Consider the following 20,185-nt stretch of genomic DNA (forward strand, 5'->3'; position numbering starts at 1 on the left):
GGTTTTGTTTATTTTTCGCCAGGTTTTTCCTGTTCCAGTATCCGTATGCCCGAAGGATCTTCGACTGGGTCGGGTTTAAACAAGTCGGGGGCTACTTTGTCCAGGTTGATGTTGAAGTCTCTGCGCAGGTATTCGTCCGAATCGTTCATTGGCAGTGACCGCTTCCGGCTGAAATTCTGAAAAAGCTCCTTCAAGGAGCTGAATAGCAGGTTTTGTGATACTGAAACCCCATAGGTATTCGGACCTCGATTATTGATACCGAGCGCTGTCAGGGTATTGAAGTTGTTTCGGTTATACACCCTCACCCGGTACCTGCCGTCTTCGGTAAGCAGGTATTCGGCCTGCCAGTCTCCGGCGATGGTATTGAAATCTGCATTGCCCTGCAGGTCGGTAAATCCACCATCTCTGGTGACCCTGAGCCTGCCGTCAAAGAAGGTGTAGGCGATGCTGAGCTGAAAGGTTTCCAGGGCAGTTTCATCCAGTCCAAGCAAATCAAAGTCTATCTCCAGGTTTTCGTCCACCTGTGCGATCAGGTTGTTGAGCTGGGAGGAAATCAATTGGCTGAGGTTGGAAAAGCCAATGCCGGCCCCGCTAAACTGCCCTTCGGGAGAAAACCTCCGCAGCATGATCAGGGAGAACACCTGCCGGTTTTTTTCCTGTTCGTCATTAGCTATCCTGTTACTGAAAGCGGAAATGGTGGTTTGTATTTCACTATCTTCCGGAAATTCGGAGAAATCGAAGTCAAATGCAATATCCGGCGACAAAAGGGGGCCATTCAGATCCATGATTACTTTGACCGGAAACCGGCGCTTCAGTTGGCTGCTTTCAAACTGACCATTATTGGTATTGGGTTGCAGCGATGCCAGCGATACGTTTTCTTCATAAACCGCCGAAATGTCCATTACGCCTTCGTAGGGATCGCCGTACCAGTTGATGATCCCCCCGGGTTCGATCAGAAATTTTTTGTTGATCACATTGTACAGCGAAAAATTGTACAAGGCATCTACAATTTCAAAATTGCCGGTCATGTTGAAGTTGCCCTGGGTGTCAATGTTCAGGTTCAATATACCCCTCCCTCTTCCCTGAATATTTTCTTCCGTTTTGGGGTCAATCTGGATCTCCACGTATGCATTGGGTGTGATGTCCAGATTCAGGTTCATTCTGAGGTTATTGATAGCCAGCTTTTCTACCGTTTCCTCAAAATTGACAGACTCCGTCGTGTCTCTGACATTGATGATGTTGATAAAATCTTCCTGCGCCTGCCCATTGCTTTCACCGATGGGGATGTATATTCTTGTATTGGGCTGGGAACTGGCATTAGCCGTCAGGTCCAGGTTGTTTGCTGCACCAAACACGTTGATATCGCCGGAAGCATATGCTGTTCCGAAAAACAAGTCATTGTCTGCCGCGCTGGTGTTCATTACCTGAAAATTATTGATATCGGCAGTCAGGTCTAAAATCAGGTTGTCAAAATTGTCATGCGTGATCCCTCCCCGCAGCCTTGCTGTGTTGTTATTGACATCCCTGAGCTCCAGGCCGCGGAAACTGATGTTGTCCGGTTCGAAGATTACGTTTCCATCCACCAAATAGGTGGTGTTGAGGTAATTGAAGCGGAAGGTGGCATTCTCCAGTTTTCCCAGCCCTTCCACGATGGGCCGTGTAAGGCTTCCGCTGATGCCCAGATTTCCATTCAGGTTGCCATCGATATTGCTGATATAGTCTTCGATAAAGGGCTCGAGAACAGACAGATTTGCATTTTCAAAGTTAGCATTGAGCGCCATCTCTTTATCCTCAGAGGCCAGATTGCCGGTAATGTCGATTATCTTATTGCCCTCCCGGTAATTTTGCAGGGAGAGGTTGATGGCCTGCTCTGCGAAGGTTGCATTGGCGGAGACGTCTCCCACAAGAAAATTGTTAATGTGGATATCCTGCACATCCAATTGTCCCTCCATGCCTTCCTTATTCCAGCCCTCCGCAAGTCCGATACGCCCATTGGCCAACCCTTCAAATTCCCTGGTGCCGAAAGAATTTAAAAAATCCAGGTTCAATTCATGAATGTTGATTTCCATCTGGTCCCCGGGATCCAGGTTGATTTTTCCATCGGCCGATATGTATTGGTTTTCATGATAGATTTTCAGGTTGTCAAATATCGTTTCGCCTGCAGCGATGCGAATGCTGTTGCCTTCTTCAAATTGCCAGTAGTCTTCCAACAATTTGATTTCGGAAGGGCTGAATTCAATCGTGGTGTTTCCCCGGGCAAGATTGATACCTGCTTCGATGTTCAGGTAACTCTCTGTAAGCAACTGGTCGAGGTAAAAGGAAACGTTCAGACGGGATTGATCCCAGATCGTTTCCATGGATAGGTTGTGAAAATTAAAGCCGGAATTCAACTGGATTTCACGTGACAAGGTATAGAACGAAGCCAGGACTTCATCGCTGTTTTTGTATTTAGCGGTATTCAGGTCAATATTGTTGTCGATAAAGTAATTGCCGTTGTAATAGATCGTGTCGATACCGGTGAAAAAGTTGAATACCGTATTTTGATCGGTCTGGTAGAATGCACCTTCCACAGTGGTATTGCTGGATATAAACAGCCTGGGATCAATCAGGTTGAGTATGGGATTTGGGTCACGGAGGTCGAGGGACAGGTCGATTTCGTAGGCTTCTCCGGCGGGAGGAGCATTGGCCACAGGTCCCGAATAATCGTTGGTCAGAATGGCATAATATTCCTTCCACAAATGTGTCAGGTCCTGAGCCAATTGACGGACCTTAAAATTACCGCTGATCCCCGCGACCAGCAGGTCTGAATTGAGGGATATCACCCTGGAGTCTTCCGTAAACAGGGATTGGAAAAGGAAGTAATCCAGAAAGAGGTCTCTGCCGTCATAACTGACCAGAACATCTCTGAAACGGGTCACCCCCTCTATAGTATCCCAGTGAATGCCTTTGGTGTCCAGTTCAAAATTGCCGCTCAGGAAAATGTCTTCCTCCGTGAGGTTAATGTCCCTTAAAAAAGCCGTGTCCAACTGCATGACCAGGTTGGCAGAGTCTTTTGCATTTCTCAGGTCCAGGGTGCCGTCCACCTCCATCACCAGGTTGGGATCTTTGATGTTAAGCTGGCCCTGAAAAAGGTCTTTTCCGAAAGTGGCTTTGGTATTGATATTGGTAAATTCGTATTGGTTAATGCCAATTTTGCTGATATGTGCATCCAAATCGATGAGTGCTTCGTCTACGGTAAGGCCAGTTCCCCTCAGGTCGCCCTTAAAGCTTACTTTCTGAAAATTTTCTAGTTCCCCGGTCAGCACTCCCAGGTCAAAATTTCGTGCCTCTATGTTGCCCCGGTAAGTAGGTGTTCCGTTTTGATTGACGTAGTTCAGATTTCCTGTCAAGGTACCGATGGCGGTTCTGAATTCACCTTTTGCCTTGAAGTCAGTCAGGTAGCCATCAAAATCAGAGTCAAAACGGATGACGCCAAATTTAGCCACTTCATTTCTGGCTTCTGCAGAGATGTAGGGGTAAAGGTCTTCAGGTTGCAAAATTGAATTCATGAGGGAAAGGTTAAAATTGGTTTCGGCCACTGCCGGCAATCCCTCGATGGTGAATTTTCCGAATAGCGCACTCCGCTCCCCAAACCTCAATAACAACTCTTCCGAAAACATCGAATTGACCTTGCCAATAATCTCACCACTGAGATACAGCCGATCGTCTATCAGGGGCACATTGTCCGAAAAATAGCCGAGATCACGGATATCCAGAATGGCTTCGTCCAGGCGCGCGAGCAGGTCTACCTTACGGTTAAAATCTCTGAGGTCGGCAACATTCTCATAATCGAAGCGGAGGTAGTTTTTGATTTCTGTTTCATTAGACTTCAGAAACAGGTATTTGAATTCCATGCCGGTACTGGAGTAGGTGAAATCTGTCTGGAGTTGCTGAAAAACCATTCCCGAATTGGTTTCCACTCCCCTCATGTATTCAAGATCAAAGGCTACCGTATCCCTTCTTACGTAAAAATCAGTGGCATTGGCTACCAGATCCCTGAACTGCAGATTGGCATAGTCAAATTTCAGATCAATATCCGGTAGCGTATAGTCGATGATGTCCAGAGAGGTTTGTTCGAAGGAAATGTCAGAGATGGAAAAGGTGGATGCCCGCAGGGGCTTTTCCATGGGTCGGGAAAAAAAGCTGGCCCTGAGACGTTCCAGAAATACAGAAATGTTCAACCCTTCACCGTCCTTGTGGGTAAGCAAACGTACATTTCCGTTTCTGAGATTGATTACGTCCAGACCAGGCTGCTCCTTATCCAGCAAGCCCTGAATGGAAAAGTCAATGTAAACCTCTTCCAGGTCTATCATCAGGCTGTCCTGCAGATCGTACACTGTCACATCGCGTAGACTAATGGCATCCCACCAGCGCAGGTTTACCCGGCCGATATCTGTTACATATCCGGTATTGCTGGAAATCCTGTTGGTAATGAATCCGGCCAGGTAGGTTTGAATCCCCGGAATCTGCAATAAGAGTGTGAAAGTAAGCAAAAATACCAACAGGTACCGCAATACCCCATATAGCCGCCTAAGGGCATTCAGCAAAATTTCCTTAACTTTCGGTTTATTTTCCAACAGGCACTAAATGAGTTGTAATATACTAGCTATAGAATCCTCTTGTGATGAAACGTCAGCAGCAGTGATTTCTGATGGCAAAATACTTAATAATATCGTGGCCACGCAATCCGTTCACGAGAAATATGGGGGTGTGGTTCCGGAACTGGCCTCCAGAGCACATCAGCAGCATCTGGTCCCGGTGGTTTCCGAGGCATTAAAATCTTCGGGAGTGGACAAATCCGCTCTTTCGGCAGTAGCATTCACCCGCGGTCCAGGGCTGATGGGAGCCCTGCTGGTGGGCGTTTCTTTTGCCAAATCGTTTGCCCATGCCCTTGATCTGCCCCTTATCGAGGTCAATCACATGGAGGCCCATGTATTGGCACATTTCATTGAAAAGCCCAGCCCCTCATTTCCTTTTATCTGTCTTACGGTAAGCGGAGGGCATACACAGCTTGTGCGGGTGAGCAGCCATCTGGAAATGGAGATCCTGGGGGAAACCTTGGATGATGCAGTGGGAGAAGCGTTTGATAAGATTGCCAAGATACTGGGCCTGCCCTATCCCGGAGGTCCACAGCTGGACAAATTGGCAGGTAACGGAGATCCGGATGCATTTACTTTCCCCTTGTCAGACATGAAGGGACTAGACTTTTCCTTTTCAGGAATCAAGACGGCCGTTTTGTATTTTCTGAAGAAGAACCTCAAAGAGGATCCTGATTTTATAGCCCGCAACCTGGAAGATATCTGTGCATCGGTACAGCAAACGCTGATCGCAATGTTGATGAACAAACTGATCCGGGCATGCAATGAATCAGAGATCAGGGAAGTGGCCATTGCAGGAGGCGTGTCTGCAAACTCTGGTTTAAGAAAAGCGTTAAAAGAATCGGCCGGAGAGCAGGGCTGGAAGGTGTATTTGCCCAAATTGGAGTATTGCACCGATAACGCAGCTATGGTGGCCATGGCTGCCCATTACAAGTACCAGGCCGGCCAGTTTTGTGGGCTGGATATCAGCCCGCTGGCAAGAATGAAAATTGGAAATCATGGCAAAAAATAATAAGTTCGACAAGATCATCAATATCAGGAACAAAAAGGCAAGTTTTGAATTTGAATTCCTGGACAAATACAAGGCGGGGATAGTACTTCGCGGTACTGAGATCAAATCTATTCGTGAAGGAAAGGTCTCGCTGACAGAGGCCTACTGTTATTTCAGGGGAGAAGAGTTGTTTATCAAACAAATGCATATCGCCCCCTACAGCCTTGCCTCCCATTTTAACCATGATCCTGTGCGGGAGCGGAAGTTGTTGTTGCAAAAGCAGGAACTCAGAAAACTTCAAAATAAGTTTTCCGAAAAAGGCCTTTCCATTGTTCCGGTGCGTATATTTATCAATGACCGGGGTCTGGCCAAAATGGAAGTGGCCCTGGCTAAAGGCAAAAAGACCCATGACAAAAGGCAGTCTATAAAGGAAAAAGATGCAAAACGAGACCTCCAACGTATGGCTTTCTGAACCGGTATACGGCATTTGCCGCTTATCCCTGCTCAGTCTGTACCGGGAACCCGTGGTAGGCTCAGGGCTGACGTCGCAGTTGCTGTTTGGAGAACTATACAAGGTGCAGCGCAAAACCAGGGACGGCCTGTGGTATTTTGTAGCAGGGGAGTCCCAGGCCGGGGCCGGCTGGATGCTGGCCAGCCAGCACCATGATCTGTCGGCAGATTCTTTTGATGTTTTTCTACAAAGTCCACTCCATATCACTACAGCGCCGATCAGTAAAGTCATTTGGGAAAAATCACAGGTTTTATTGCTGCCGGGAAGCCAGCTTCATGCCGGAAATCACGAATTTTTTGATTGGGAAACCTTATTTTCTTTTGAAGGCAGTAGCCGGCCTTTTTCTAAAAAAGCAGACAGGACGGAGTTGGTGAATATAGCCAATACCTTCATAAATGCGCCGTACCTGTCCGGGGGAAGGAGTATTTTTGGATTGTATGAGGGAAGCTGGATGCACTTGGTGTTCAAGATTGCCGGATATATCATACCCAATTACCTGTCACAACTTTTGACATCCGGAGAAGAGGTGGGCCTGGCAGACATACAGGCGGGAGACATTGTGGTTTTTGGCAATGAGCAGGGATTTGCCTCCAGGGCAGGACTGTATGTGGGAGATGGCCAAATGCTGGCCATACAGGGAAAAGTAAGGTTAAGCCCCTTTGACCCGGACAAATGGATCTCAGCCGAAAACAAATCCAAACAGCTACAGGTTCTTCATGTTAAAAATCTTATGGGCTCATGAAAGAATGGATGGAAAAAAAAGTGCTGGTGCTGAATCTGGACCACTCCCCTGTGGGCGTGGTCAATGTGCAAAAGGCATTGGTACTAACCTTGCTCGATAAAGCTTCGTCCCTTGCTCATTTTGATTACCTTACGATCAGGACAGTAGACAGGGATTTTCCATATCCCGCTGTGATCCGCCTTGTCGAATACAAGAGTATACCCTATAAGGGAGTGATGCTAAACAGGAACAACCTGTACAAGAGGGACCAGCATTCCTGCCAGTATTGCGGTACAGATAAAGGGCTGACCCTGGATCATGTGGTTCCCCGGTCCAAGGGAGGGAAAACGAGTTGGAAGAATCTCGTAACTGCCTGCCACCGCTGCAATACAGTAAAAGGCGACAAGACGCCTGAGCAGGCCGGCCTTAAGTTAAAAGCATTGCCTTTCAAACCAACACTGGCCTATTTTTTAGCGGAATATGCAGAACGACACGCAGAGGAGTGGCTGCCATTTTTAGCCGCCAAAACGGTAGGTTGAGCCCGGGCCTTGTCTGCAAAAGAACTTGATTTTTTGTAGGTTACAGGTTTCTATTCCTGAAATAATTTGTAAATTTGCAATCCGTTCGGGTGGACGGTCCTTCTACAAAGAAGGTATTCTTCATAAAAACCTCAGCCAGACGACCCTAAGGCTGTTGAAAATCAGGGTTGTATCATTTAATATGTCAAATCAAGAAGATTTTAACTGGGAAAAATTTGAAACCAAGGGTTTTGGAGAAGGCTATACCAAGGCAGAAAGAGCCGAGATGGAGAAGCTTTACGACAAAACGCTGACCGAGATCACCGAAAAAGAGGTCATCACCGGTACGGTAGTGGGCATCAACGACAAGGACGTGATCATCAACATCGGTTTCAAATCGGATGGATTGGTTCCTTTGAACGAGTTTCGCGACGTAGAGGACCTGAAGATCGGAGACGAGGTGGAGCTTTTCATTGAGGAGCAGGAAAACGCTTTGGGCCAATTGGTTCTATCCCGAAAAAAGGCCAAAATGGTCAAAGCCTGGCAGACGATCGAAGAGGCGCTGGAGCAGGATAACGTCATTGAGGGATTGGTGAAGAGAAGGACCAAAGGTGGTCTGATTGTAGATATATATGGCGTAGAGGCGTTCCTTCCCGGATCTCAGATAGACGTGAAGCCTATCCGTGATTTTGATATCTATGTAGGTAAGAAAATGGAAGTGAAAGTAGTGAAAATCAACCACGCCAACGATAACGTGGTCGTTTCTCACAAGGTATTGATAGAAAAAGACCTCGAAAAGCAAAAAGCAGAAATCCTCAACAACCTGGAAAAAGGTCAGGTACTGGAAGGAGTGATCAAAAACATGACCAACTTCGGTGTATTTATCGATTTGGGTGGTGTGGACGGATTGCTGCACATTACTGATATTTCCTGGGGCCGCATCAACCATCCGGAAGAAGTACTCAACCTGGACGATAAGGTACAGGTGGTTGTGTTGGATTTTGATGATGACAAAAAGAGAATTTCCCTGGGCATGAAGCAGCTTACTGCACACCCTTGGGATTCACTTTCTGCCAATCTTGAGGTTGGATCCAAAGTACGTGGTAAAATTGTCAATGTGGCCGATTACGGTGCCTTCCTTGAATTGGCACCAGGTGTAGAAGGCCTGATCCACGTGTCAGAGATGTCCTGGTCTCAGCATTTGAGAAACCCTGCTGACTTTGTGAAGGTAGGTGACGAAATCGATGCCGTGGTGTTGACCTTGGACAAAGACGAAAGAAAAATGTCGCTGGGTATCAAGCAACTCACAGAAGATCCCTGGACGAAAGCCGAAATGGGCACCAAATATGCCATCGGAACCAAACACAAAGGTATTGTCAGAAACCTGACCAACTTTGGTTTGTTCCTGGAGCTGGAAGAGGGTATCGACGGTCTGGTACACGTTTCTGACCTGTCATGGACCAAGAAAATCAAGCACCCTTCTGAATTTGTGAAAGTAGGCGACGAGTTGGATGTCATTGTTCTGGAGCTGGACCTGGATAGCAGAAGACTGGCTCTGGGTCATAAGCAGCTGGAAGAAAATCCATGGGATACCTTCGAGAGCGTATTCCCAATCGGATCTACGCACAAGTGTTCTATCATCTCCAAAAATGACAAGGGCGCCGTACTGGAATTGCCCTACGGCCTGGAAGGATTCGTTACGGCCAAAAACCTGGAGAAGGAAGACGGTACACAGGCAGAGGCTGGAGAAAGCCTTGAATTCAGGGTGATCGAATTTTCTAAGGAAGACAAGCGAATTGTGCTTTCACATACGGCAACTTTTAAAGAAGAGGCCATGCCAAAAGCTGCTGCCAAGAAAGCAGCGTCCGGTACCAAGAAGAAAGCCACAGGATCAGACAGTAGCGCCGGAGGAGAGAAATCTACTTTGGGTGATCTGGATGCCCTGTCTGCACTAAAAGAAAAAATGGATCAATCCAAAAAATAAAGCGATAATCAAGGAATTGTTTCCATATGCAAAAGCGCTTGCCGGTTTCGGTAAGCGCTTTTTTTTTTTTTGGCTGATCCACCCAGTTGAAGGCTGCTGCCACGGCTCTTTGCCGGCCCAATCAGAGACCATAATTTACAATCAGGGATTGCTGTTTAAAAGGTTTGCCATTTTTTTGTTGGATAACAAGTAAATTTAGTAGATTGTGCCTTGTTAATCGTCAGGTCGAACTTCTTCTACCAGCCAGAAAATATTAACCCAAGATTATCTATGAGATCTTTACAATTTCTTTTGCCTTTATTGTTGTGCCTGGTCAGCAGCCTTTATGCGCAGGAAAGCCGTGTCTTTGATGCGCTCAGTATGCAGAGCCAAATTCTGGATATGGAACGGAAATTTGCGGTGTATCTGCCTCCCGGATATGAGTATTCTCAGCGATCGTACCCCGTACTGTACCTGTTGCATGGTGCTGGAGATGACCAGACAGGCTGGGTTCAGTTTGGTGAGGTCCAGCATATTGCTGACAAGGCTTTTGCCGAAGGCATCGCTACTCAGATGATCATCGTCATGCCGGATGCCAATACCGGCAGGAGGGGTTACTTCAATGATGTCAACAATGACTGGCGGTATGAAGATTTCTTTTTTGAAGAACTCATGCCCTATGTGGAATCCCAGTACCGGATCAAAAAGGAAAAGCGCTACCGGGCCATAGCCGGTTTATCTATGGGGGGTGGAGGCACCTATTTTTATGCCATGCACCGGCCAGATCTTTTCTCTTCTGCCTGCCCCTTAAGTGCAGCGTTGCGAAATTCCAGCTTTGAGGATTTCCAGAAAGGTCTGGAAAGTAACCAGACTAAGGTAAATGATCCTGCGGCCCTGCAGTCCTATTATGACAGGCACCAGGCTCTCCGGCAACTTGAAGTAAATGAGCTGGATGACATCAGGTCCGTTAAATGGTATTTTGACTGCGGAGACGATGATTTTCTTTATGAAGGGAATAGCCTGGTACACATCGCCATGAAGAAAAAGGAAATCCCGCACGAATTCAGGATTCGGGACGGTGCCCACAACTGGACGTATTGGAGGGAATCTCTTCCCGATGTGTTGAGTTTCGTTTCTGACACTTTTCGGCAGAAATAAGTGAAAATTCTTTCCGAAAACGGCAAGCCTATTCTCCTATATCCTCCTGCCAGAGTGCCGGGTTTTCCTGGATAAAACGCCGCATCAGTGCCTGACAACGGCTGTCCTGGACTATGGTTAGTTCCACACCATTTTCCCGGAGTAAGGTTTCGGCACCCATATAGGTCAGGTTTTCACCGATGACGACTTTTGGGATTCCGTACAGAAGTATGGCGCCCGAACACATGGGGCAAGGCGACAGGGTGGTATACAGGACGCATTTCTTGTAGACGGCAGCCGGTTGCCTTCCTGCATTTTCCAAAGCGTCCATTTCCCCGTGTAGTATGGTGCTGCCTTTTTGTACCCGCTGGTTATGTCCCCTTCCAATGATTTCATTTTCGTATACCAGTACCGATCCGATCGGTATCCCCCCGCTGTGCATGCCGGATTGGGCCTCTTCTATAGCCGCTTGCATAAATTGATCCATAGCCTTGGTTTTCTATCCTGATCGTAATATAGCAAAAAAATAAGCTCGCGATTTTTACCGGAGCTTATCTGATAGATTAAAATATAGTTGGATAAGTCATTCAAATCTTGGTATATGCCATCCGTTTGGAAACTTTTTTCATCAAAGCCTGGATAATTTCCTCATTGGGACTTTCATTCTGTGCTGCAATGCCGTTGCGGAACTTTACCAGTAGTTCCCCGTCTTCGGCATTGAAAATGGAAAAGTTAATTACGGCCAGCCCGGTACCCTCGTTTTTATGTTCGCAATCACCATTTTTTTGCTGCCAGGCCTTGGGTTGGTTGGTCTCATAATAGCCCATTACCACGGCATCCACGCCCAGAATGCGGGCCAACTCAGTAGGGCTATAGGCCAGGTAGTTTTTATGATCGATACCGGAAGCTTCCAGCCTGGCATTGGATACAAGTGGAGCCTGAATCGCAACAGAAAGTTTTCCTTTTTCCTGCTTTTGTAGAAACCAGGCGTAAATGGCTTTCTGGATGCTTTCTCCCTCTGATTTTTCCAAATTTGCCAGTTCCCCTGTGCTGATGGTATCCATTTGCTCCGGAAGCAGGTTTACCTTAGCCAAAAATGGTACCGTTGCTATCGTTTCGTGAGCATCGGCAATTTTTTCAAAGTCTGCATTTTTAAAAAACTGCAGTTGGCCGCTGACCTGGCTTACCACCATAAAGGTCAGCAAATAAAAACAGATGATCTTTTTCATGGCTAATATTTTTAAAAAGGTATATGTTCAATACTATACATCAAAAAGCTGGAAAAAATCCAACACCGCCTGCATCTTCACGAGACATCTCCCAATCGCTTGCGCGAAGATCCCGCTTGACAAATATCGCACATATATTCAAAATAAAAAAATTAAAATTAATAAAAAACAATAATAAATACTATAAAAACATAATAAACAAATTTTAATTTTTGAAAAACAGTTTTGTATTTATGAAATCGACTCTGCCCGGAGTCAGGCCGGCAATGGGTGAAGCTCGCACAGCGGAATGATCATAAAGCATGCGGGATCCTTCTCCGGATTTGGACTCCGGACAGGCTTTCGGGTTACTCAAAGAAAATATATACAGGTGAAGTCACCAGCGGCCGGTGCTCAACTCTTTTTCCACTTGCCCCTGGTTTTCATCTGGTTGCGGTTTTTCTTGGCCTTGCTGTTTTTGTTGCCGCGCTTCTTTGGCTTGTCTGTTGTCTTTTTGGGAGTGTATTTTTTCTCGTGGAAAGCTCCCTTGTAATCCGGATCTGTTCCTTTCTTTTGCTTGTCAATTTCCCGCTCATAGGCCTGTTTTTCTGCAAAAGGTGTTTCCAGTATTTTTACACCTTTTGGTATCCTGCGTTCAGGAACCTGCATGCGGATAATGTCCTCGATTTTTTCAAAATGATACACTTCAGCGGGATTGATAAAAGTAAAGGCCATGCCTTCATTTTCTGCCCGGCCGGTCCTGCCGATTCGGTGTACATAGTCCTCATAGATCACCGGAACATCAAAGTTTACCACATGGCTTACCATGCTGACATCCAGTCCGCGGGCAGCCACGTCGGTAGCCACCAATATGCTGATATTGCCTTTCTTAAATTCCTCCATGCTATTGATGCGGGTATTTTGCCCTTTATTCGCATGGATCACACGGATACTTCCCGTTCGCTGCTGTTCCAGGTAACGAAATACTGCTTCAGCGTTTTTACGTGACCTGGTAAATACAATGCCTCTCTCGAATTTGCTGTCCCTGACGATTTTTTCGAGTAAATTAAGTTTTGTTTTGAAATTGGGGACAAGAAACTTTGCCTGAGTGATGGTGGCAGCGGTGGTGGCCTGCTGGGCTACCTCTACCCGTTCCGGGAATTCTAAAAACTCATGGGACAATTTTTCTATTCTGTCGCTGAAAGTCGCCGAGAACAGCAGGTTTTGTCGCTTTACAGGAATGATCTCCAGAATGGAGCGGATCTGGGGAAGGAAGCCCATGTCCATCATTTTGTCCGCCTCATCCAGGACCATGGTTTTGATATCCCGGGTATAGAGAACTTCCTTTTTGTACAGATCCATAAATCTGCCGGGAGTGGCAATGATGATGTCAACTCCCTCCGCGAGTTTTTCTATTTGTGGTTTGGGTCCCAGACCTCCATAAAGGCAGGCAAAGCGCAGATCCGTATATTTTCCCAGGTTCCTGATGTCCGCTTCTATTTGCATGACCAGTTCCCGGGTAGGCGCCAGTATCAGTGCCCTGGGGTGCTGGCCCCGGGCGTATTTGGTTTTATATAGGAGGGGCAGGAGGTAAGCAGCTGTTTTTCCTGTGCCGGTCTGTGCAATGCCAAGGATATCATGTCCTGCAAGCGCCAGGGGTATGGCTTTTTCCTGGATGGGAGTTGGTCTGGTGTAGCCGATATCCTTAATAGCATTCAATAGTTGGCTATTGAGTTTAAAATTCTCAAAAGATTGCATTTGATCGGACATGATTTTATAATTTTATGGAAATTAAAATTGAAATAGGCAAACCACTTGTTTTCTAAACGAGATAACGAATGGCATGATATCCAGCTTTTCAAGGGGTAGCTTAAGGTAGGACTGTTGTCCCTGAGAGGTTCCCTGAAGATCATGAAAGGCCGCCCCTGGGCTGCTGGGCAAGTGGTGAGCGGTAGAGGAAAATAACAGACATATGAAAAGAATATTGATACGCGGTGCAAATATAGTGAATGAAGGCAAGATAATGGCCGGAGACGCCTACATTAAGGAAGGGCTGATCTTCGCCATCGGGGGAGACCTGTCCGGATATGAAGCCGATATAGAAATCGATGCGAAAGGCAAATACCTGCTGCCTGGACTGATCGATGACCAGGTCCATTTCCGGGAGCCGGGATTGACCCATAAGGCAGAAATATATACCGAAAGCAAAGCTGCGGTGGCAGGTGGCATTACGAGCTATATGGAGATGCCCAACACAGACCCCCAGACTACCGATCTGGAATTGCTGGAGAAAAAATACAATCTGGCCTCGCGAAAGTCCCTGGCCAACTACTCCTTTTACCTGGGTGCTACCAATGACAATATAGAAACCATCAAGCAGGTCAATCCAAATACGGTTTGTGGTGTCAAGGTGTTTCAGGGCTCTTCTACGGGAAATATGCTCGTGGACAATCCGGACAGCCTGGAAAAGATATTCAGGCACTGTCCCATACTGATCGCTACCCACAGTGAGAATGATGGTATCATCAGGGCCAATCTGGAAAAGTACAAAAAGGAATATGGCGCCGATATTCCTACCCGTTTTCATCCGAAGATCCGATCAGAAGAGGCCTGCTTTGATGCCTCCAAGACCGTGGTGGATATGGCCAGGATGTACGGCAGCAAGCTCCACGTGCTGCACATCAGTACGGCAAAGGAAGTCCGGCTTTTTGATCAGAGACTACCCCTGGAGGAAAAGCGAATTACCGCAGAGGCCTGTGTGCATCATTTGTGGTTTGCTGAGGAGGATTACGAAAAAAAGGGCAATTTTATCAAGTGGAATCCCGCCATCAAAACGGCAGCAGACAGAGAAGGCATTCTGAAAGGAGTTTTGGATGGACACATCGATGTGATCGCGACAGATCATGCGCCGCACACCCTGGAAGAAAAATCTCAGCCCTATACCTCGGCCCCATCAGGTGGCCCTTTGGTGCAGCATTGTCTGCCAGCACTGCTGGAAATGTATCAAGATGGCAAAATCAGTCTGGAAGAAATCGTGCAAAAAACCAGTCACAATGTGGCCATACTATTTGAAATTGAAAAGAGAGGCTATCTTCGGCCTGGATACCATGCCGACATGGTGTTGGTAGACCTGGAAGATCCCTGGGAGGTTAGCAGGGAGAATGTCCTGTCGAAATGCGGCTGGTCTCCTTTTGAAGGCCAGACATTCCGGTCCCGAATCACCCATACCATCGTATCCGGACACCTGGCGTACGAAAATGGTACATTCCATGAAGACAAGCAGGGAGAGCGGCTTAAATTTTCGAGAAATGTATAGCAATATTTTGCTTGACTAAAAAAAGCATATTACCTTTGCACTCTCTTGCGGTAGAAGCACCAAAAGTATACCAGATGGTGATTGTAGCTCAGCTGGTTAGAGCGCTGGTTTGTGGCACCAGAGGTCGCCGGTTCGAACCCGGTCTTTCACCCAGACCCTCCCCTGCAACGGGAGGGTTGTTTTTTTTAGAATGGTTCTGCCTGCGCCGGTATAATACCAGTTGTCAGGAGACGGTATTTTGAACTATTTGATACAGATTGCGTTTTTAGTAAACCATGATCAGGTGTTAGATCCATTACAAGCTGTCTCAGATCGCAGCGTTTTCGATAGCCCAAACAAGGGTTTGTGGCATATTATTTGAGATTTGTTGTTAGGCATTTATTTAATTTTCAGAAGTCATGTTTCAATTATTTCGCCCCCCGAAAAAATTTCCTCAAATCAGATACGTCAATCTGAATCAAATTCAATTGTACATCATGAAGTTTGAGGAGTCGATTAAGAATCTGGAAGAAATCCAGAATGAAAACAGTTGAATTTCAGTTATATACTATAAGTAGAGAAAAAGGGCATTGAAGCCCTTTTTTTTTTGGGCTAAATTTTTATGAGAAAATACATTTCCTGTCTAAAAAACTTATTTCTATTAGTTTTTCGAACAATTATTTTTCTTTACGAAGTATTCAAGTATTTTTATAAAAACCACAAAAATTGTTTAAATGAGCTACATACATTTCGATAAAACGCAACTCATCAACCTAAATTATTCTTTGGAAAAAGAGATTATCCGATCTAACCGTTCAGGTTGTTATACGAGTACAACGATTATCGGCTGCAATACCAGAAAATACCATGGCTTGCTTGTGGCTCCTCAGCCGCAGATTGACGGACAGTTGCATGTGCTGCTTTCCAATGTGCACGAGAGCATCGCACAGAAGGATGCAGTATTTAATCTTGGGATCAACAAGTATCCAGGTAATTATTATCCCAGAGGGCACAAATACCTGGAAGATTTTGATTCCGAACCCATACCTAAACTGAGCTATCGGGTAGGAGGGGTTTTACTGGAGAAAGAGATCATTCTGGATTCTACTGCAGATAGGGTGATGATCAAATATACCCTACAAGAGGCTTTGATTCCTACTAAATTAAGAGTTAGTCCATTTTTAGCGTTCAGGGGCTATCATGGGCTTTCCAAGGCCAATACCTACGTCAACAAAAAATTCAAAAAAATCAAAAATGGCGTACAGTTCAGGCTTTATGAAGCTTATGATCCCCTCTCTCTGCAGGTTTCTAAAGACAATGTTTTTGTTCCTGTACCTGATTGGTTTTACAATATTGAGTACATCAGGGAAATTGAGCGGGGATACGACTACCAGGAAGACCTTTATGTACCAGGGTATTTTGAATTTGATATGGAAAAGGGAGAGTCTGTCATTTTGTCTGCCGGATTGAAGGAGGCAGACCCGGCCAAGCTACATGCTTCGTTCGAAAAGGAAATCAGCAGGAGAATTCCAAGAGACAACTTCGAAAATTGCCTGAAAAATTCTGCGGGCCAGTTTATCAGCAGGAGAGGTGGAGAGACCCGGGTCATCGCCGGTTACCCCTGGTTTGGCTGGTGGGGCAGGGATACTTTTATCGCATTGCCCGGCCTGACCCTGACCATGGGAGATACGCAAACTTTTCTGGACGTGATGGACTCCATGTCAAAGGACCTGAAAGGCGCTTTGTTTCCAAATGTAGGTAGTGGCGTGATGACCAACATGAATTCTATTGATGCACCTCTCTGGTATTTTTGGGCCCTGCAGCAATATGTATTGTTTACCGGTGATAAGGAAACGATTCGTTCAAAGTATTTGGAAAAATGTCGCGGGATCATTGAGGGGTTTAAAAAGGGGACTGCCTTTAACATACACGTTCTTGAAAACGGATTGCTGTGCGGTGGAGAAGAAGGTATTGCGCTCACCTGGATGGACGCAGTCACCAAAGATGGCCCGGTTACGGCAAGGATGGGCTGTCCTGTAGAGATCAACGCCCTATGGTACAATGCCCTCTGCTTTTTTCATGAGCTCACCGGAGAGGAAGAATACAGCGAACTCGCGGAACAGGTAGATACATCATTTCTGGAAAGTTTTTGGAGTGAAAAGAAAGGTTATCTGGCTGACGTAGTGAATGGGGAAGAAAAAGACTGGTCTATTCGCCCGAATATGGTTTTTGCCACCTCGCTACCCTTCAGCCCATTGAGTAACGAGCAAAAAGACCATGTGCTGGAAGTAGTGAAAACTAACCTGTTTACCCACCGGGGACTCAGGACACTTGCTCCAAGTGACCCCAGGTATAAGGGTTATTACAAAGGGGATCAATATGAGCGGGACAACGCTTACCACCAGGGCACAGCCTGGCCCTGGCTATTGGGACATTTTGCGGAAGGGTATCTCAAATTGCACGGCAAGCAGGGTAAGAAGCTGGTAGAGAACATGATCAGTAGCTTCGACGGGGTAATGACGCAGTACGGGATTGGCACCATCGCCGAAATTTATGATGGTGACCCCCCCCATAGGCCAAAGGGATCTATTTCCCAGGCATGGAGTGTGGGCGAATTACTAAGGATGAAATATTTAATCAATAATCTCTAAAAGGGTTTTTATGAAAGTTTTGATGTTTGGATGGGAATTTCCACCCCATATCTCAGGAGGTTTGGGTACGGCCTGCTATGGGTTGGTAAAGGGGATGGCCCACCACAAACAGGACCTGATTTTTGTCGTCCCCAGGTTATGGGGAGATGAGGATCCTTTGGCTGAATTCGTCAATGCCAGTGATGTGGAAATCGATTACCGGGAACGTCGTTTTCGGGATATCTGGAAAAACCTCACCTACCTGGAGGTCAGTTCATTTTTAATCCCTTACCTGAGTCCTGAAGAATACCACAACCATACCGAGCGACTCCTCAGAGATCAGGATGAACTGGAATCCAGCGTGTTGGCGAATAAATTCAGCTTTAGTGGCAAATACGGTAAAGACCTGATCCTGGAAGTGTCCCGCTATGCATTGGTAGCCGCGCAGATCGCCAAAAACAAGAAATTCGATCTGATCCATGCACATGACTGGCTGTCTTTTCCGGCCGGAATAGCCGCCAAGAAAATGAGCGGCAAGCCGCTGATCGCCCATGTCCATGCCACCGAGTTTGACCGCTCCGGGCAGACGGTAAACCAACGCGTGTATGATATAGAGCGGGCAGGTATGGAAGCGGCGGACAAGATCATTGCCGTGAGTCAATTGACCAAAAATACCATCGTCACAAAATATGGTATAGCGGAAGAAAAAGTAGTGGTGGTGCACAATGCGGTCTTGGATACCAGTATCATCAGGTCCAGGGAGCAAAAGAAAGTACCCGAAAAAATAGTCACTTTCCTGGGTCGGATCACCTTTCAGAAAGGGCCGGAGTATTTTGTAGAAGCAGCCTATAAGGTGATCAGAAAGGACGACAATGTGAGGTTTGTCATGGCCGGTTCCGGCGACCTCCTGAATCGGATGATCCAGCGGGTGGCGGAATTGAGAATTGGTACCAAATTTCATTTTACCGGCTTTCTGAAAGGAGACGATGTGGACAAAATGTTTGCCCTCAGTGATGTCTATGTCATGCCCTCCGTATCAGAGCCCTTTGGAATATCTCCACTCGAGGCGGTAAGACACAATACACCGGTGATCATTTCCAAACAATCGGGTGTGGCCGAAGTGCTTCAAAATGCCGTAAAAGTTGATTTTTGGGACATAGATGCCATGGCAGATGCCATATTTGCACTGCTCCATTATAATGGGATTTCCAAGATGTTTAAAGAGATGGGCAGGGAGGAGCTAAAGAGGCTAAAATGGGAGCACGTGGCTAAAAAAGTAATCGATATTTATACGCAAACTGTTAATCAATAGGATATGAGAACCATTTGTTTTTACTTTCAAGTACATCAGCCATTCAGATTAAAGCCGTATCGATTTTTTGAGATTGGGGATGATCATGATTATTGGGACGATTATTCCAATCGGAACATCATGAATAAAGTGGCTAAGAAATGCTATCTCCCCATGAACCAACTTTTACTGGAGCTTATTCATAAATTTCAGGGAAAGTTTAAGGTTTGCTTTTCTCTCTCGGGATGTATACTTGATCAAATGGAAGCCTATGCCCCGGAGGTGTTGCGCAGCTTTCAGGAGCTGGTGGATACCGGGCATGTAGAGCTGCTCAATGAAACCTATTCTCATTCGCTTTGCGCACTCAAAAGCGAGTCTGAATTCAAGCATATGGTTCAATTGCACCAAGAGAAGATCAAACATCACTTTAAAGGCTATGAGCCAAAGGTCTTCAGAAATACAGAGCTCATCTACTCCGACAGCATTGGAGAGATGGTAGCGGGTATGGGCTTCGACGGCATCCTTTCTGAAGGTGCCAAACATATATTGGGATGGAAAAGTCCGAATTTTGTGTATGTCAATGCACATGAACCGAAGCTGAAAGTATTGCTCAAAAACTTCCGTTTGAGTGACGACATAGCGTTTCGATTCGGAGAAAAAACCTGGTCAGACTACCCCCTTACAACAGATAAATTTATCGGTTGGCTCAACCAGGTCCCGCAGGAAGACGAAGTGATCAACCTGTTTATGGATTATGAAACTTTCGGAGAGCACCAATGGAAAGAAACCGGCATCTTTGAGTTCATGCGACACCTTCCGGAAGCAGTGTTGAATCGAACCAATTTTGGTTTTTCTACACCCTCGGAGGTTATCGCCAATGCCTCACCCGTGGGTAAAATAAATGTGCCGATCCCAATTTCCTGGGCAGATGAAGAACGTGACCTGACAGCCTGGCTGGGCAATGACCTTCAGGATGAGGCCTTTGACCGCCTGTTTGAACTGGAGGCAAGTGTAAAGCGATCCAGTAATCCGGAGATCCAGCGAGACTGGCTATACCTGCAGACCAGCGACCACTTTTATTACATGTGTACCAAGTTCTTTTCAGACGGGGATATACACGCGTATTTTAGTCCATATGAAAGTCCATACGAAGCTTTTATCAATTATATGAATGTGCTGAGCGATTTTATCCTGAGACTGAAACAGGATGAAAAGGAGCGCATTGCCAGTTAAGGCTCTACCGTTTCTCAAGCAGGACATGCAGCCCCTTCATTCACAAGGGG

The 20,185-nt window shown here is 46.3% G+C and carries 14 protein-coding genes and 1 tRNA gene; 11 read left to right on the top strand and 4 right to left on the bottom strand.

Features of this window, described 5'->3' with window-relative positions:
- Positions 1–8 precede the first annotated feature (8 nt).
- Complete coding sequence (locus BUB19_RS02190) at positions 9–4,616, bottom strand: translocation/assembly module TamB domain-containing protein (RefSeq protein ID WP_073091117.1); 4,608 nt, start codon at positions 4,614–4,616, stop codon at positions 9–11.
- Positions 4,617–4,626: 10 nt separating this feature from the next.
- Here BUB19_RS02190 and tsaD point away from each other — a divergent pair, with 10 nt between their 5' ends.
- The 6 genes from tsaD to BUB19_RS02220 all read left to right on the top strand — a co-directional run bounded on the left by tsaD (position 4,627) and on the right by BUB19_RS02220 (position 10,499).
- On the top strand, positions 4,627–5,649 hold the full coding sequence (tsaD, locus tag BUB19_RS02195; RefSeq protein WP_073091122.1) for a tRNA (adenosine(37)-N6)-threonylcarbamoyltransferase complex transferase subunit TsaD: 1,023 nt from the start codon (positions 4,627–4,629) through the stop codon (positions 5,647–5,649).
- Complete coding sequence (gene smpB / locus BUB19_RS02200; protein ID WP_073091126.1) at positions 5,636–6,100, top strand: SsrA-binding protein SmpB; 465 nt, start codon at positions 5,636–5,638, stop codon at positions 6,098–6,100. Before tsaD ends, smpB begins: the two co-directional genes overlap by 14 nt.
- Positions 6,066–6,881, top strand: coding sequence for a C40 family peptidase (locus BUB19_RS02205; RefSeq protein WP_073091129.1), 816 nt, complete (start codon positions 6,066–6,068; stop codon positions 6,879–6,881). Before smpB ends, BUB19_RS02205 begins: the two co-directional genes overlap by 35 nt.
- A gap of 8 nt (positions 6,882–6,889) precedes the next feature.
- Positions 6,890–7,399, top strand: coding sequence for an HNH endonuclease (locus BUB19_RS02210; RefSeq protein WP_073091506.1), 510 nt, complete (start codon positions 6,890–6,892; stop codon positions 7,397–7,399).
- Positions 7,400–7,580: 181 nt separating this feature from the next.
- The gene (gene rpsA, locus BUB19_RS02215) at positions 7,581–9,362 is read left to right on the top strand and encodes a 30S ribosomal protein S1 (protein WP_073091132.1); all 1,782 of its coding nucleotides are present in this window, start codon (positions 7,581–7,583) and stop codon (positions 9,360–9,362) included.
- 270 nt (positions 9,363–9,632) lie between these two features.
- The gene (locus BUB19_RS02220) at positions 9,633–10,499 is read left to right on the top strand and encodes an alpha/beta hydrolase (protein WP_073091135.1); all 867 of its coding nucleotides are present in this window, start codon (positions 9,633–9,635) and stop codon (positions 10,497–10,499) included.
- 28 nt (positions 10,500–10,527) lie between these two features.
- On the opposite strand, the gene BUB19_RS02225 is transcribed toward BUB19_RS02220, so the two are convergent.
- The 3 genes from BUB19_RS02225 to BUB19_RS02235 form a co-directional block, all read right to left on the bottom strand.
- Positions 10,528–10,965, bottom strand: coding sequence for a nucleoside deaminase (locus BUB19_RS02225; RefSeq protein WP_073091138.1), 438 nt, complete (start codon positions 10,963–10,965; stop codon positions 10,528–10,530).
- A 100-nt stretch (positions 10,966–11,065) separates the two neighbouring features.
- Positions 11,066–11,707 carry a hypothetical protein gene (locus BUB19_RS02230; protein WP_073091141.1) on the bottom strand — a complete coding sequence of 214 codons (642 nt, stop codon included), beginning with the start codon at positions 11,705–11,707 and terminating at the stop codon, positions 11,066–11,068.
- Positions 11,708–12,100: 393 nt separating this feature from the next.
- Positions 12,101–13,456 (bottom strand): DEAD/DEAH box helicase, encoded by a 1,356-nt coding sequence (locus tag BUB19_RS02235; protein WP_073091144.1) that lies wholly within the window; start codon positions 13,454–13,456, stop codon positions 12,101–12,103.
- Positions 13,457–13,658: 202 nt separating this feature from the next.
- On the opposite strand from BUB19_RS02235, the gene BUB19_RS02240 reads away from it, so the two are divergent.
- The 5 genes from BUB19_RS02240 to BUB19_RS02260 all read left to right on the top strand — a co-directional run bounded on the left by BUB19_RS02240 (position 13,659) and on the right by BUB19_RS02260 (position 20,135).
- A complete protein-coding gene (locus BUB19_RS02240) occupies positions 13,659–15,002 on the top strand; it encodes a dihydroorotase (protein WP_073091148.1) in 1,344 nt (447 codons plus the stop codon).
- Between the two features lie 76 nt (positions 15,003–15,078).
- Positions 15,079–15,154: transfer RNA gene (locus tag BUB19_RS02245), tRNA-His, on the top strand.
- Positions 15,155–15,715: 561 nt separating this feature from the next.
- Positions 15,716–17,632: an amylo-alpha-1,6-glucosidase gene (locus BUB19_RS02250; protein ID WP_073091153.1), complete on the top strand. Its 1,917-nt coding sequence runs from the start codon at positions 15,716–15,718 to the stop codon at positions 17,630–17,632.
- Between the two features lie 10 nt (positions 17,633–17,642).
- Positions 17,643–18,923, top strand: a complete 1,281-nt coding sequence (locus BUB19_RS02255; RefSeq protein ID WP_073091159.1) for a glycosyltransferase family 4 protein — start codon at positions 17,643–17,645, stop codon at positions 18,921–18,923.
- A gap of 3 nt (positions 18,924–18,926) precedes the next feature.
- Positions 18,927–20,135 carry a glycoside hydrolase family 57 protein gene (locus BUB19_RS02260; RefSeq protein ID WP_073091164.1) on the top strand — a complete coding sequence of 403 codons (1,209 nt, stop codon included), beginning with the start codon at positions 18,927–18,929 and terminating at the stop codon, positions 20,133–20,135.
- The last annotated feature ends 50 nt before the right edge of the window (positions 20,136–20,185 follow it).

Origin of the sequence: Cyclobacterium lianum (assembly GCF_900143075.1) — a bacterium.
In the GTDB taxonomy this organism is placed as follows: domain Bacteria; phylum Bacteroidota; class Bacteroidia; order Cytophagales; family Cyclobacteriaceae; genus Cyclobacterium; species Cyclobacterium lianum.